This window comes from Rhodanobacter thiooxydans LCS2 (assembly GCF_000264375.1).
Taxonomy (GTDB): domain Bacteria; phylum Pseudomonadota; class Gammaproteobacteria; order Xanthomonadales; family Rhodanobacteraceae; genus Rhodanobacter; species Rhodanobacter thiooxydans.
The window spans coordinates 20,002-33,628 of sequence record NZ_AJXW01000098.1 but is presented as its reverse complement, the minus strand read 5'-3'; the positions used below and the strand labels follow the sequence as shown (position 1 = coordinate 33,628).

Here is a 13,627-nt window from a genome sequence, read left to right as displayed (position 1 = left end):
GGGCATGGCGAGGGCATGGCGAGGGCATGGATGCCCGAGTTGAGGCAACGCAGGAGCAGTTGCCCGATGCCCGAGTTGAGGCAACGCAGGAGCAGATGCCCGATGCCCGAGTTGAGGCAACGCGGGAGCAGTTGCCCGACGGCCGGACATGAAACAGTCACGCCAGTGGCTGTTTCATGTGAGCGAGTTCATGTTAGCGAGTCCGGGCGTGTACCGGACTCGCTACAGAAGAAAACCACAGGATGTGGTTTTCTTCACAAGCTCTGAGCCGAGCTTGCGCCCATTCGCCCGCGCCCACACACTGCGGGGATGAGCGATCTTTCCAATCTGTTGCTGCTGCTGGCGCTTGCCGCTGTGGTGGGGCTGTGGCTGAAACTCAGCACCGCGCGCGAACGCGCCGTGCGCGAAGCGCGCCAGCAATGCCAGCAACACGGCCTGCAGCTGCTCGACGAGACGGTCGGCCTGCGCGCCATGCGGCTGCGCCGGGTCAACGGCTTGCGCAGGGTCGAGCGCTGCTACGGTTTCGAGGTGAGTATCGACGGCCACGACCGCGAACCGGGCCGGCTGTGGATGATCGGCAACGCACTCAGCAGCCTGAGTCTGCCCACCATCGAATTGCTGCCGCAGGAGGAAGCCGCGGCGCGGAACACTACGGCCGCGTCCGGCAATGTGGTGCCGCTGCGCCCGCGCAACCGGCTGAACTGAGTACGAGTGGAGCCCCGCCGCGCACGTTGAGCGCGGCAGCCCGTTGCTACTTGACCACGCGCAGGTGCGGCGTGCTGCGCTTCGGCTTGTCGCCACCGGCATCGGCAGCACCCGGCGCCGGCGTGGGATCGTCAGGTTCGGGAGCGGGTGGCGGCGTGTCGCTGCCCTCTTCCTCGGCCGGAAACATCATGCCCTGGCCGTTCTCCTGCGCATACAGCGCCAGCACTGCCTGCACCGGGATCTGGATCGCCTGGCTGACCCCGGAAAAGCGCGCCTGGAAGCTGATCCACTCGTTGCCGAGGTCGAGGTTCGCCACCGCGCGCATGGCCAGGTTGAGCACCACCTGGCCGTTCTTGACCACCTGCGGCGGCACCCGCACGCCGGCGACACTGGCGTCGACCAGCACGTATGGGGTCAGGTTGTTGTCGCTGATCCAGTCGTAGATCGCCCGCAGCAGGTACGGGCGGTTGGAGCTCATCGGCGCCGCTTCATTCTTGCTCATGGATTTGCCGCATCGCCTTTTCCTGATCGGTCATGCTGCGCGCAAAACCCTGACTGTGGAACAAACGCTCGCCGTAATCGACCACCGGCTTGCCCTCGCGCCCCAGTTCCACGCCCAGCCACGGCAGCCGCCAGATCACCGGTGCCACCAGGCAGTCGGCCAGGCTCATCTCCGGATTGAGGAAGAATTTCGCGGCCTTGAACAGCGGCACCGAAGCCAGCAGGTGCTCGCGCAGCCGCTTGCGCGCCGCGTCGGCGGGCCGCCCGCCGGTGCGGATGATCTCCACCTCGGTCAGCCAGTCCTTTTCGATGCGCACCGCGGCCACCCGCAGGCGCGCGCGCGACTGCGGGTCGATCGGCATCAGCGGCGGGTGCGGATAGCGCTCGTCGAGGTATTCGCAGACCACCGAGGTGTCGAACAGGGTCAGGTCGCGGTCGACCAGGGTCGGCGTGCTGGCATACGGATTCAGGGCGACCAGGTCCTCCGGTGGCCGGGCCGGATCCACCAGTACCCGCTCGTAGCTGACCCCTTTGGCGGCCAGCACCAGCCGGGCACGATGACACTGCACGTCGTCGGCGGTGGTGTAGAGCGTCAATACGCTGCGTGAGCGGGCGCTTGGAACCATGCGCAATTCCCCATCGGTGAGACGACTGCGGCGGCTCGTGGCCGCCGCAGTCGGATAATGCCATCCAGGCTGCTCAGTGGACGTCCTTCCAGTATTCCTTCTTCAGCATGGCGAGCAGGAAGGTGAGGAACGCCAGGAACAGCAGCACCCAGACGCCGTAATGATGGCGCTGCAGGGCAGCCGGCTCGGAAGCGTATTCCAGGAAGGTGGTCAGGTCACGGCTGGCCTGCTGGAACTGCGCCGGGGTCAGCTTGCCCGGCTGCGACAGCACCAGTTTCTCGACCCTGGCGTCCTCGCCCGGCTTGGCCTCGGTCATCACTGCGGTCTGCAGGCCCTGCAACTCCCACAACGGGAACGGCATCGACGCGTTCGGGAACACCGTGTTGTTCCAGCCCACCGGGCGGTTCGGGTCCAGGTAGAACGAGTTGAGGTAGGCGTAGACCCAGTCGGCGCCCTTGGCGCGCACTTCCAGCGAGAGGTCCGGCGGAGCCTTGCCGAACCACTTGGTGGCGTCGGCCTCCGGCATGTGCGAGACCACGGTCTCACCGAACTTGGCGCCGGTGAAGTTGAGGTTCTGCATCACGTCCTGCTCGGTCAGCCCCAGGTCGCTGGCGATCCGCTCGTAACGCATGTACTTCAGCGAGTGGCAGCCGACGCAGTAGTTGAAGAACAGCTTGGCGCCGCGCTGCAGCGAGGCCTGGTCCTGCACGTTGGTGCCGGCATGGGGCAGGCCGCCGCCTTCCGCTGCCTGCGCCGGCGCGCCGCCGACGACCAGACCGAACGCCAACGCCACCGGGAAGATGTACCGCTTCATTAGCAGCTGCCGCTTAGTCATGCGTCGTCACCCGTTCCGGAACCGGCTTGGTCTTTTCCCAGCCGTAGTATGTGTAGGCCCAAAGGAATGCGAAGAACCCGAAGTAGATCAGCGTCATCACGCGGCCGAACAGATTCTCCCAGAACGTCACGTCGACATCGCCGAACCACGCCGGGATCACTTCGGCGGTAACGCCCGCGCCGACCGCGCCCAGCATGATGTACGACACCACGAATAGCCCCAGCGCCACCTTGAAACCGGTGCCGCGGTAGCGGACCGACTTCACCTTGCCACGATCGAGCCACGGCAGCAGGAACAACACCGCGATCGCACCGAACATCGCGATCACGCCCCACACAGCCGAGCCGAGGAAGGACGGGATCATGCGCACGATCGCGTAGAACGGGGTGAAGTACCACACCGGCTTGATGTGCAACGGCGTCGCCAGATTGTTGGCCGGGATGAAGTTGTCGTGCTCCAGAAACCAGCCGCCCAAGGTCGGCGCGAAGAAGATGATGAAGGCGGCGATCAGCAGGAAGAAGCCCACGCCAACCAGGTCCTTCACCGTGTAGTACGGGTGGAACGGGATGCCGTCAGTCGGCTTCGTTGCGTCCCAGCGGTTGCCCTTGGGACCCTTCTTGATCTCCACGCCGTCGGGGTTGTTCGAACCCACCTCGTGCAGCGCGGCCAGATGCAGCACCACCAGCAGCAGCAGCACGAGCGGCAGCGCGACCACGTGCAGCGCGAAGAAGCGGTTGAGCGTGGCGTCGGCCGGCAGGAAGTCGCCCATGATCCACTCCACCAGCGCGTCGCCGATGTAGGGGATGGTGCCGAACAGCGAGATGATCACCTTGGCGCCCCAGAACGACATGTTGCCCCACGGCAGCACGTAGCCCATGAACGCTTCGGCCATCAGCACCAGGAAGATCAGCATGCCGAGCAGCCACACCAGCTCGCGCGGCTTCTTGTACGAGCCGTACATGATGCCGCGGAACATGTGCAGGAACACCACCACGAAGAACAGCGAGGCGCCGGTGGAGTGCATGTAGCGGATCAGCCAGCCCCACTCCACGTCACGCATGATGTACTCGACCGAGGCGAAGGCTCCCGCCGCGCTCGGGTTGTAGTTCATGGTGAGGAAGATGCCGGTGACGATCTGGTTGACCAGCACCAACAGCGCCAGCGAACCGAAGTAGTACCAGAGGTTGAAGTTCTTCGGCGCGTAGTACTCGGTCATGTGCTTGCGGTACATCGGCATCATGCCGGGTGCCCGTTCGGTGACCCAATCGCCGATGCTCGTGAATACGTTGGCCATTAGCCAGCCTCCTTCGGATCCACGCCAATCTGGATGGTGCTGTCGTCGATGAAATGGTACGGCGGCACCGGCAGGTTCTTCGGCGCCGGCACGCCGGCGTAGACGCGGCCGGCCAGGTCATAGCGCGACTTGTGGCAGGGGCAGTAGAAACCGCCCTTCCAGTCCGGGTCGAACGGCTCGGGCTTGATCTCCGGCACGAAGTCGGGCACGCAGCCCAGGTGCGTGCAGATGCCGATGACCACCAGCCATTCCGGCTTGATCGAGCGCGCTTCGTTCTGCGCGTACTTCGGCTGCTGGTCGGCGGAGCCGCCGTCGGACTTGGGGTCCACCAGACGAGAGTCGACCATCGGCAGCGTGGCGAGCTGCGCCTTGGTGCGGTTGAGCACGAACACCGGCAGGCTGCGCCACGACACGGTGAGCATCTGCCCCGCCTCGATCTTGGCCAGCGACTGGGTGACCGGAGCACCAGCGGCCTTGGCGCGCGCGCTGGGTTCCCACGACTTGATGAAGGGCACAGCCGCCGCGACGATTCCGATGCCACCAACCACCGAGGTGGTTGCTGTCAGAAAACGACGGCGGCCATGATCGACGACTTCGTTCGCCATCAGGCTCTCCGGTACTTGCAATGCCATGCCAGGTGGGGTTTGGGACCCCGCAAAAATCGCGTTAGTGTAGCGTCAGCCCCCGCCCCGTACAATAAACCGCGTCGCGGCGAAGTCCAGCCGCCGCAACACTCGCCACGATTGCCGGGACCTTTTTCTTTCGACATGAAACATGCCGCCGGCACGCTCCTCTTCATCGCGCGCTTCGCCATCCTCGGACTGGCCATGGCCTTCGTGGTCGGCCTGTTCTGGCCCGGCAGCGGTGAGCACCTGCGCGAACGTTTCGGCCTGAGGCCGACGACGCCGTCCGCCGCCCCGGCCACGCCGGCCCAACCGGGCCACGGCCCGGTCTCCTACGCCGACGCGGTGGCGGCCGCGGCGCCCTCGGTGGTCAACATCTACGCCAACCGGATCGTCACCGAGCAGGCCGTGCGGATGTACGACAACCCGGTACTGCAGCAATTGTTCGGCGGCCAGCCCACCACCTTCCAGCATCGCGAGCAGACGCTCGGCTCCGGCGTGATCGTCAGCGCGCAGGGCCAGGGCTACGTGTTGACCAACAACCACGTGATCGCGCACGCGGCCGACATCCAGGTGCTGCTGTACGACGGCCGCATCGCCAAGGCCAGCCTGGTCGGTGCCGACGAGGAATCCGACCTGGCGGTGCTGAAGATCGACGCCAGCAACCTGCCGGTGATCCACATCGCCGGGCAGCCGCTGCGGCCAGGCGACGTGGTGCTGGCGATCGGCAACCCGCTCGGCCTCAACCAGACCGTCACCATGGGCATCGTCAGCGCGATCGGCCGCCAGTTGAACAGCTCCAGCGCCGAGGATTTCATCCAGACCGACGCAGCCATCAACCTGGGCAACTCCGGCGGCGCGCTGGTCAACGCCGAGGGCGAACTGGTCGGCATCAACACCCTGCTGATCGGCAAGGCCGCCGGTGCCGAAGGCATCGGCTTCGCGATCCCGGTCACCACGGCCAAGAAGGTGCTGGACCAGATCATCGCCACCGGCCATGTGGTGCGCGGCTGGCTTGGCGCCGACTACGCGTTCGTGCCGGTGGCCGCCAACGGCGGGCTGCCTGGGGCGGCGCGCGGCGCGCTGGTCACCATGGTCTATCCCGGCAGCCCGGCCGCGCTGGCCGGCATCCGCCCGCGCGACATCCTGCTGCGCATCGGTACCGACGACATCCTCGACCCGACCGACCTGCGCCGGCGCGAGGCGGCGCTCAAGCCGGGCAGCACGGTGACGATCTCCGGCCTGCGCAACGGCAGCCCGTTCCACCTCGAAGTTACGCCGGTCCAGCGCCCAGCCATGAGCGTCGGCAGCATGCCGGACAGCTGATCTTCAGCCCGGCCCGCGCGACGCCAGCGGTGGGTGGATCGCTGTGCCGTAGCGCCGGCGCAAGGTGCCCACCCGCTCCACGTAGACCTGGGTCTCGGCGTACGGCGGCACGCCCTTGTAGCGCTGCACCGCGCCGGGGCCGGCGTTGTAGGCGGCCGCGGCCAGTCGCTCGTTGCCGTCGAAGTCGCGCAACAGCAGGCTCAGGTAGCGCGCGCCGCCGCGGATGTTCTGGTCGGAGTCGAACGCGTCCAGCACGCCCATGTCGCTGGCCGTGCCCGGCATCAGCTGCATCAGCCCCTGCGCGCCCTTGAGCGACAGCGCGCGCGGGTTGAACGCGCTCTCGGCGTGGATGACCGCGCGCAGGAATGCCTCGTCGACGCCGTACTCGATGCTGGCGGCACGGATGGTGTCGGCATACGCGGTGAGGTTGAGCGACACGCTGCCCCAGCGGATCGTCGAATGCAGGTTGCAGGCGGCACAGGTAGCGATGTAGGTGAACAGCATGGTCACCGCACGCCCCTTGCCGCCGGCCGGCGCCAAGTTGGTGTACTCCACGCTGCCGTCCGCGCGCACGATGCGGTACACCGCACCGCGCAGGACCCGGTCTGCCGGATTGTCCGCCGCCGGCGTGGCCGTTGGCGCTTCGCGATAGTCCCGCCGGCCGGATTTGCCGGCGGCGGCCGGAAGCCTCGCACTGCTCACCGCCGAGCCCTGCACCGCGGCCGGCGAGGCCTGCTTCACCGGGGCCTCGCCGATGCGGTGCGCGCTGGTCTCGACCGTGCCGCGCACGCCAGTCAGCGAGGTCACCTCGGCACCGTCCGCCGCCAGGCGGCGCGCCGTGGTTGCGGCCGAGCCGGCCACCTTGTCCACCGTCGCCCGCGGCAGCGCCCGGCGGCGTGGCGCGGGCGCGGGCGCGGCGTAACTGCTGATCGCCTTGCAACTGCGGTAGCCGGCCTTGCTGCTGCTGAATACCGCCTCGCCACTGGCGCCGGTGCACTGGTAGAGGACACCAGCCCGCGCCGCCGGCCACCACAGCAAGGCACAGCCGAACGCGATCCCGCAAAGGATCGAACGTGTTGGGAAGCCCCCGGCAGGCCGATCGGCGCTTCCCCCTTGGCTTGCGACGCCGAACATGGGCGCAGTGTGCCGCCGGCGGACGCCCGCGCCAAGTGCGGACCGGCGATTCCGTGCGCCACGCAGCGTTCCGGTGCCTGCAGGTACCGGCCACGCCACCGCGCCTGCTCCGCAAGTGATTGATCCGCCATGCCGAATTGCTGGCGGCGGCGCCGGCAGGGGGGTAGACTGCGCGGTTCACCGGATGGCGCGTCCGGCCTCACGAATCACGGTACCCCACGCCCATGAGTGGCAAACTTTTCATCAAGACCCACGGCTGCCAGATGAACGAGTACGACTCGGCCAAGATGGCCGATGTGCTCAAGGCCTCGCACGGGCTGGAGCTGACCCAGGACGAGTCCGAGGCGGACGTGATCCTGATCAACACCTGCTCGATCCGCGAGAAGGCGCAGGAGAAAGTGTTCAGCCAGCTCGGCCGCTGGAAGCAGCACAAGAAGGACGGCAAGCCGGTGCTGATCGGCGTCGGCGGCTGCGTGGCATCGCAGGAAGGCGAGGCGATCGTCAAGCGCGCGCCCTACGTCGACCTGGTATTCGGCCCGCAGACCCTGCATCGCCTGCCGCAGCTGATCGAGGCGCAGCGCGCCAGCGGCAAGCCGCAGGTGGACATCAGCTTCCCCGAGATCGAGAAGTTCGACTGCCTGCCCGAACCGCGCGCGGAAGGCCCCACCGCCTTCGTCTCGATCATGGAAGGCTGCTCGAAGTACTGCAGCTATTGCGTGGTGCCCTACACCCGCGGCGAGGAGATCAGCCGTCCATTCGACGACGTGCTGGTGGAAGTGGCCAAGCTCGCCGCGCAGGGCGTGCGCGAGGTGAACCTGCTCGGCCAGAACGTCAACGCGTACCGGGGTCCCACCTTCGACGGCGGCATCGCCGACCTCGCCGTGCTGATCCACGCGATCGCGCAGATCGACGGCATCGGCCGCATCCGCTTCACCACCTCGCATCCGCTGGAGTTCTCCGATTCGCTGATCGAGGCCTATGCCAACGTGCCGCAGCTGGCGAACTACCTGCACCTGCCGGTGCAGGCCGGCTCCGACCGCATCCTTTCGGCGATGAAGCGTGGCTACACCGCGCTGGAATTCAAGCAGAAGATCCGCAAGCTGCGCGCGGTGCGGCCGGACATCTGCGTGTCCACCGACATCATCGTCGGCTTCCCCGGCGAGAGCGACGAGGATTTCGAGAAGACCATGAAGCTGGTCGACGACATCGGCTTCGACCAGAGCTTCACCTTCATCTTCTCCTCGCGCCCCGGCACGCCGGCGGCCAAGCTCGCCGACGACACACCGATGGCGGTCAAGCATGAGCGCCTCGCGCGCCTGCAGGCCGCGATCAACGCGAACGCGAAGAAGATCAACGAGGCGATGGTCGGCTCCGTGCAGCGCGTGCTGGTGGAAAAGCCCAGCACGCGCAACCCCAACGAACTCAGCGGCCGCACCGAGAACATGCGCTACGTGAACTTCGCCGGCCACCCGCGCCTGATCGGCCAGTTCGTCGATGTGGTGATCACCGACGCGATGAGCAATTCGCTGCGCGGGCGGGTGCAAACGGCCGACGTCGCGACCGCTTGAGCCCGCCCCTCGCGTGCCACCGCCGCCCCCCGAAAGCGGGAGTCCGGCTTGAGCTTGATGCTTCGACGAAATGGATTCCCGCTGTCGCGGGAATGACGCCCACAGGAACACGCATTCGACACGTATCCATGACCAACGGCCTCAACCAGCGCGATTTCACCCTCGACCCCGAAGACAACGCCCGCCTCGCCAACCTGTGCGGGGCGTTCGACGAGCACCTGCGCCAGGTGGAGCTGCGCCTGGGCGTGGAGATCAACCACCGCGGCAGCATCTTCCAGGTGATCGGCGAGGAGGCGCCCGCCAAGGCCACCGAGAAAGTGTTGCGCGCGCTGTACGCCGCCACCGGGAACGAGGTGCTGACCGGCGCGCGGATCAACCTGCAGCTGGCCGAATCCGGCATCGACGCGATCACCGAGGCCGCCGCCGAAGACGCCCAGGAAGTGGCGATCAAGGTCAAGCGCGGGGTGATCAAGGGCCGCGGCCCGAACCAGGCGCGCTACCTGCACGCGATCGCCAGCCACGACATCAACTTCGGCGTGGGTCCGGCCGGCACCGGCAAGACCTACCTGGCGGTGGCCAGCGCGGTCGAGGCACTGGAGGCGAACCGGGTGCAACGGCTGATCCTGGTGCGACCGGCGGTCGAGGCCGGCGAGAAGCTGGGCTTCCTGCCCGGCGACCTGTCGCAAAAAGTCGACCCCTACCTGCGCCCGCTGTACGACGCGCTGTACGAGATGCTCGGCTTCGAGAAGGTCGCCAAGCTGATCGAGCGCAACGTGATCGAGATCGCGCCGCTGGCCTACATGCGCGGACGCACTTTGAACGATTCCTACGTGATCCTCGACGAGGCGCAGAACACCACGGTCGAGCAGATGAAGATGTTCCTGACGCGCATCGGGTTCGGCACGGTGGCGGTAATCACCGGCGACGTCACCCAGGTCGACCTGCCGCGCAGTACCCGTTCGGGCCTGCGCCAGGCGGTCGAAGTCTTGCGCGGCGTGGACGGCATCAGCTTCACCTTCTTCACCTCGCGCGACGTGGTGCGCCATCCGCTGGTGGCGAAGATCGTGCGCGCCTACGAGGCGTTCGAGGAGGCAGGGAATGGAGAATCAGGAATAGGGAATCGGGAACAATCGAATCCGGCTCTCTGAACCGTATCGCTGCCACGGATACCAGCCATGCCCCGCGCCGCTCTTCCGATTCCCCATTCCCGACTCCCTATTCCCTTGCGTGTCCACGTGGGCTACGCCGTGCCGCGCGCCGGCCTGCCCGCGCCGGCCAGCTTCCGCCGTTGGGTCGAGGCGGCGCTGCGCGGGGCGAAGCGGCGCAAGGGCACCGAGCTGGCGATCCGCATCGTCGACACTGACGAAGGCCGCGCGCTCAACCGCGATTACCGCGGCAAGGACTACGCCACCAACGTGCTGTCGTTCCCCGCCGAGCTGCCGCCCGGCGTGAAGCTGCCACTGATCGGCGACCTGGCGATCTGCGCCCCGGTGGTGCTGCGCGAGGCCACCGAGCAGGGTAAATCGCCGCGCGACCATTGGGCCCATCTCACCGTCCACGGCGTGCTGCACCTGCTCGGCTACGACCACATCGAGGAGGCCGAAGCCGAAGCGATGGAAGCGCTGGAAACCCGCGTCCTGGCCAGCCTCGGCATCGGCGACCCCTATGCCTGAACCGCTTTGCTCCCTCCCCTGCAACGCAGGGGAGGCTCGGGGTGGGACTCGCTTTTGATCTTCCCCGCCACCCGGAGCCCCTGCTCCCAACCTCCCCCTGCGCGCAGGGGGAGGCGCAAAGCCACCACGCTTGTGCCCTGAACCGTCACGGTTTTTCCGCTAGAATCGGCCTTCCGCCCGGTTTCGGGCAGACTCCCAACGAGTAATGAGCGACGACCCTGGCAGTACCAGCGGCCCGGCCCACCGAACCTGGTGGGATCGACTGGGCCACATGTTTTCCGGCGAACCGCGCAACCGCGACGAACTGATCGAGGAACTGCGTTCCGCCCAGACCAACGGACTGCTGTCCGTGAACACCCTCACCATGGTCGAGGGTGCGATCAAGGTCACCGAACTGAGCGTGGACGACGTGATGGTGCCGCGCATGCAGATCGTGATGCTGGCCGCCGAGTCGCCACTGCCCGACATCCTCGCCGCCGTGGTCGAATCCGGCCACTCGCGCTTCCCGGTGCACGGCGAGGACAAGGACGAGATCCTCGGCATCCTGCTGGCCAAGGACCTGCTGAAGTACTTCGGCGCCACCGAGCACTTCGACATCCGCTCGATCCTGCGCCCGGCCGTGCTGATCCCCGAGTCGATGCGCCTGAACGTGTTGCTGGAGGAATTCCGGCTCAGCCGCAACCACATGGCGCTGGTGGTCAACGAATACGGCGGCGTCGCCGGCCTGGTCACCATCGAGGACGTGCTGGAGCAGATCGTCGGCGAGATCGACGACGAGCACGACGACGAGGAAGAACCCGAGCTGATGCATGAACAGCCCGGCGGTGACTGGCTGGTCAGCGCGCTGACCCCGATCGAGGACTTCAACGAACAGACTGGCGCCGATTTCCCCGACGAGGAATACGACACCGTCGGCGGCATGGTCACCGCCGAGTTCGGCCACCTGCCCGAGATCGGCGAGGAAGTCGCCGTCGGCAGCTACCTGTTCCACGTCACCGAAGCCGACGACCGCCGCGTGCAGGCCTTCCGCGTGGTCAAGCAGTAGCGCCGCATGAAACTGGTTGGCCGCCACCTCCTGCTGCTCGCGCTGTTGCTGCTGGCTGCGCTATCGCCCGCCCATGCCGGCGTCGCCAACGCCCCCGGCGCCAATCTCGAGGTATCGCTGATCACCTACGGTCCCGGCGAAACCTACTGGGAACGCTTCGGCCACGACGCGATCGAGCTGCGCGACACGGTCTCCGGCGAGGCGTTCAACTTCAACTACGGCGTGTTCGACTTCAGCGAGAAGAACTTCTTCGTGAATTTCGCCCGTGGCCGCATGCATTACCTGATGGACGCGGGGCCCAGCACGCAGGATGAGAGCTACTACGTCGACGCCGGCCGCTCGGTCACCCGCCAGCGGCTGGCGCTGACGGCAGAGCAGTCCGCCGCGCTGCGCGACTACCTGCTGTGGAACCTGCGCCCGGAAAATGCCGGCTACGCCTACGACTACTACGTCGACAACTGCACCACCCGCGTGCGCGACGCGCTGGACAAGGCGCTGGGCGGCGTGCTGGCAACGTCATTGAAGGCGCATGCCGGCGGCATGACCTACCGTCAGCAGACCGTGCGCCTGATGAGCGCCCAACCCTGGCTGGCGCTGCTGCTCGACCTGGGCCTGGGACCGTATGCCGACCAGCCGTTGAACGCCTGGCAGGAAAGCTTCCTGCCCGAGGTGCTGCAGGCGCAGTTGCGCGAGGTGCGCGTCGACGACGGTCACGGCGCCCTGCACCTGCTGGTGCGCGACGAGCAGCTGGTCTCACCCAACCGCCTGCAGGCGCCCCCCGCGGCCGCGCCCGACCTGCGCCTGCCACTGGCGCTGGCCGGCCTGCTGCTGGCCGGGCTGTTCGTGCTCGCCCGCCGCGGCTGGCCGACCGGCTACGCCCTGCTTGGCACGCTGTACCTGCTCGCAGCCGGTGCGGTCGGCCTGCTGCTGCTGGTGCTGTGGACGCTGACCACCCATCACTCGGCGTGGGCCAACGCGAACCTGATGCTGTTCAACCCGCTCGCGTTCGTGCTGCTGCCGACGCTGTGGCGCGCGCGCCGCGGCCTTGCCGCCTCGCGTTTCATCGACGGCGTGATCGCGCTGCAACTGCTCGCCTGCATGGTCGCCGTGCTGCTGCACCTGCTGCCCGGCATCGTGCAGCAGAACCAGCCGTGGCTGCTGTTCGCCCTGCCGTGCTGGCTGATGCTGGCGTGGAGCCTGCGCCGCCACCGCCGGTAATCCAATTGCCCCGCCATCGGGCGCGGGGCATGATGCGGGCATGAATCCGATCACGCCGCCGAACGCACCGTCGACCAGCAGCCAGCCCATGGTGGTCAACTGCGTCGCCTATCGCAAGGACGGCAGCCGCATCGGCGACATCACCCTCGACGCGATCAGCGACGTGCTGGCCGAACCGGATACCTTCGTCTGGGTCGGCCTGTACGAGCCGGACGAGGCGCTGCTGGAAAAGATCCAGGGGGAATTCGGCCTGCACGACCTGGCGATCGAGGACGCGCACGCCGCGCACCAGCGCACCAAGCTGGAAACCTACGGCGACTCGCTGTTCCTGGTGGTGCAGACCGCGCAGCTGATCAACGGCGAACTGGCGTTCGGCGAAACGCACATCTTCTTCGGCCCGCGCTACCTGGTCACCGTGCGCCACGGCGCCTCGCAATCCTACGCACCGGCGCGGCGCGGCTGCGAGCAAACGCCGGAACTGCTGGCGAACGGCCCCAGCTACGGGTTGTACGCCGTGCTCGACTTCATCGTCGACAACCTGCTGCCGATCGTGCGCGACTTCCGCGAGGAGGTGCAGCAGCTCGAACACGACATCTTCGGCGAGACGTACAAGAGCAGCACGGTGCGCCGGCTGTACGACATGCAGCGCGACCTGATGACGCTGCGCCTGGCGGTGGCGCCGCTGCAGGACATCGTCAACCAGCTGATCCGGCTACACCCGAACCTGATCCCCGAAGTGCTGCAGGCGTACTTCCGCGACGTCTACGACCACGCCTTCCGCGTCAACGAGGCGATCGGCGCGATGCGCGAGATGCTCACCGCCGCAATCAACGTCAACCTCTCGCTGGTCAGCCTGCGCCAGAACGAGGTGATGAAGAAGCTCGCCGGCTGGGCCGCCATGCTCGCCGCGCCGACCCTGCTGACCAGCTGGTACGGCATGAACTTCACCCACATGCCCGAGCTCGCCCAGCCCTGGGCCTATCCCGGCATCATCCTGGTGGTGGGCTGCGTGGTCGGCGGCATCTACCTGGGGCTCAAGCGCGCAAAGTGGTTGTAGCGCTACCGGTGGTTGTCGCTGT

General features: G+C 67.1%; 14 protein-coding genes. 8 read left to right on the top strand and 6 right to left on the bottom strand.

Going from position 1 to position 13,627, the window contains the following annotated elements:
• Positions 1–309: 309 nt before the first annotated feature.
• Positions 310–705: a DUF3301 domain-containing protein gene (locus tag UUA_RS16815; RefSeq protein ID WP_008439087.1), complete on the top strand. Its 396-nt coding sequence runs from the start codon at positions 310–312 to the stop codon at positions 703–705.
• Between the two features lie 46 nt (positions 706–751).
• Here the strand turns inward: UUA_RS16815 and UUA_RS16810 are convergent, their stop codons facing one another.
• The 5 genes from UUA_RS16810 to petA all read right to left on the bottom strand — a co-directional run bounded on the left by UUA_RS16810 (position 752) and on the right by petA (position 4,566).
• Positions 752–1,207 (bottom strand): ClpXP protease specificity-enhancing factor, encoded by a 456-nt coding sequence (locus tag UUA_RS16810; protein ID WP_008439085.1) that lies wholly within the window; start codon positions 1,205–1,207, stop codon positions 752–754.
• On the bottom strand, positions 1,194–1,832 hold the full coding sequence (locus UUA_RS16805; protein WP_008439070.1) for a glutathione S-transferase N-terminal domain-containing protein: 639 nt from the start codon (positions 1,830–1,832) through the stop codon (positions 1,194–1,196). The genes UUA_RS16810 and UUA_RS16805 overlap by 14 nt, the downstream gene beginning before the upstream one ends.
• Positions 1,833–1,905: 73 nt before the next feature.
• Positions 1,906–2,646 carry a cytochrome c1 gene (locus UUA_RS16800; RefSeq protein ID WP_008439066.1) on the bottom strand — a complete coding sequence of 247 codons (741 nt, stop codon included), beginning with the start codon at positions 2,644–2,646 and terminating at the stop codon, positions 1,906–1,908.
• Between the two features lie 13 nt (positions 2,647–2,659).
• Positions 2,660–3,961 carry a cytochrome b gene (locus UUA_RS16795; RefSeq protein WP_008439065.1) on the bottom strand — a complete coding sequence of 434 codons (1,302 nt, stop codon included), beginning with the start codon at positions 3,959–3,961 and terminating at the stop codon, positions 2,660–2,662.
• Positions 3,961–4,566, bottom strand: a complete 606-nt coding sequence (gene petA / locus UUA_RS16790; RefSeq protein ID WP_008439063.1) for a ubiquinol-cytochrome c reductase iron-sulfur subunit — start codon at positions 4,564–4,566, stop codon at positions 3,961–3,963. The genes UUA_RS16795 and petA overlap by 1 nt, the downstream gene beginning before the upstream one ends.
• A gap of 162 nt (positions 4,567–4,728) precedes the next feature.
• On the opposite strand from petA, the gene UUA_RS16785 reads away from it, so the two are divergent.
• Positions 4,729–5,910, top strand: a complete 1,182-nt coding sequence (locus tag UUA_RS16785) for a S1C family serine protease (protein ID WP_008439062.1) — start codon at positions 4,729–4,731, stop codon at positions 5,908–5,910.
• 3 nt (positions 5,911–5,913) lie between these two features.
• Here the strand turns inward: UUA_RS16785 and UUA_RS16780 are convergent, their stop codons facing one another.
• Positions 5,914–6,948, bottom strand: coding sequence for a lytic transglycosylase domain-containing protein (locus tag UUA_RS16780; protein WP_008439061.1), 1,035 nt, complete (start codon positions 6,946–6,948; stop codon positions 5,914–5,916).
• Between the two features lie 320 nt (positions 6,949–7,268).
• Between UUA_RS16780 and miaB the strand changes: the two genes are divergently transcribed.
• The 6 genes from miaB (at position 7,269) to UUA_RS16750 (ending at position 13,605) form a co-directional block, all read left to right on the top strand.
• Positions 7,269–8,612 carry a tRNA (N6-isopentenyl adenosine(37)-C2)-methylthiotransferase MiaB gene (gene miaB / locus UUA_RS16775; RefSeq protein ID WP_008439059.1) on the top strand — a complete coding sequence of 448 codons (1,344 nt, stop codon included), beginning with the start codon at positions 7,269–7,271 and terminating at the stop codon, positions 8,610–8,612.
• A gap of 128 nt (positions 8,613–8,740) precedes the next feature.
• On the top strand, positions 8,741–9,760 hold the full coding sequence (locus UUA_RS16770; protein ID WP_008439057.1) for a PhoH family protein: 1,020 nt from the start codon (positions 8,741–8,743) through the stop codon (positions 9,758–9,760).
• Positions 9,761–9,787: 27 nt separating this feature from the next.
• Complete coding sequence (gene ybeY / locus UUA_RS16765) at positions 9,788–10,285, top strand: rRNA maturation RNase YbeY (protein ID WP_039954358.1); 498 nt, start codon at positions 9,788–9,790, stop codon at positions 10,283–10,285.
• A 205-nt stretch (positions 10,286–10,490) separates the two neighbouring features.
• Entirely contained in the window at positions 10,491–11,330 is an 840-nt protein-coding gene (locus tag UUA_RS16760; protein WP_008439053.1) for a CorC family transporter, read from the top strand.
• A 6-nt stretch (positions 11,331–11,336) separates the two neighbouring features.
• Positions 11,337–12,548, top strand: a complete 1,212-nt coding sequence (locus UUA_RS16755; protein WP_008439051.1) for a lipoprotein N-acyltransferase Lnb domain-containing protein — start codon at positions 11,337–11,339, stop codon at positions 12,546–12,548.
• A 40-nt stretch (positions 12,549–12,588) separates the two neighbouring features.
• On the top strand, positions 12,589–13,605 hold the full coding sequence (locus tag UUA_RS16750) for a magnesium and cobalt transport protein CorA (RefSeq protein ID WP_008439050.1): 1,017 nt from the start codon (positions 12,589–12,591) through the stop codon (positions 13,603–13,605).
• Positions 13,606–13,627: the final 22 nt, after the last annotated feature.

What these genes read in the sequence shown, in the direction of transcription:
- UUA_RS16815 (WP_008439087.1), top strand. Translation starts at nt 310, where the DNA reads ATGAGCGATCTTTCCAATCTGTTGCTGCTGCTGGCGCTTGCCGCTGTG.
- UUA_RS16810 (WP_008439085.1), bottom strand. Translation starts at nt 1,207, where the DNA reads ATGAGCAAGAATGAAGCGGCGCCGATGAGCTCCAACCGCCCGTACCTG.
- UUA_RS16805 (WP_008439070.1), bottom strand. Translation starts at nt 1,832, where the DNA reads ATGGTTCCAAGCGCCCGCTCACGCAGCGTATTGACGCTCTACACCACC.
- UUA_RS16800 (WP_008439066.1), bottom strand. Translation starts at nt 2,646, where the DNA reads ATGAAGCGGTACATCTTCCCGGTGGCGTTGGCGTTCGGTCTGGTCGTC.
- UUA_RS16795 (WP_008439065.1), bottom strand. Translation starts at nt 3,961, where the DNA reads ATGGCCAACGTATTCACGAGCATCGGCGATTGGGTCACCGAACGGGCA.
- petA (WP_008439063.1), bottom strand. Translation starts at nt 4,566, where the DNA reads ATGGCGAACGAAGTCGTCGATCATGGCCGCCGTCGTTTTCTGACAGCA.
- UUA_RS16785 (WP_008439062.1), top strand. Translation starts at nt 4,729, where the DNA reads ATGAAACATGCCGCCGGCACGCTCCTCTTCATCGCGCGCTTCGCCATC.
- miaB (WP_008439059.1), top strand. Translation starts at nt 7,269, where the DNA reads ATGAGTGGCAAACTTTTCATCAAGACCCACGGCTGCCAGATGAACGAG.
- UUA_RS16770 (WP_008439057.1), top strand. Translation starts at nt 8,741, where the DNA reads ATGACCAACGGCCTCAACCAGCGCGATTTCACCCTCGACCCCGAAGAC.
- ybeY (WP_039954358.1), top strand. Translation starts at nt 9,788, where the DNA reads ATGCCCCGCGCCGCTCTTCCGATTCCCCATTCCCGACTCCCTATTCCC.
- UUA_RS16760 (WP_008439053.1), top strand. Translation starts at nt 10,491, where the DNA reads ATGAGCGACGACCCTGGCAGTACCAGCGGCCCGGCCCACCGAACCTGG.
- UUA_RS16755 (WP_008439051.1), top strand. Translation starts at nt 11,337, where the DNA reads ATGAAACTGGTTGGCCGCCACCTCCTGCTGCTCGCGCTGTTGCTGCTG.
- UUA_RS16750 (WP_008439050.1), top strand. Translation starts at nt 12,589, where the DNA reads ATGAATCCGATCACGCCGCCGAACGCACCGTCGACCAGCAGCCAGCCC.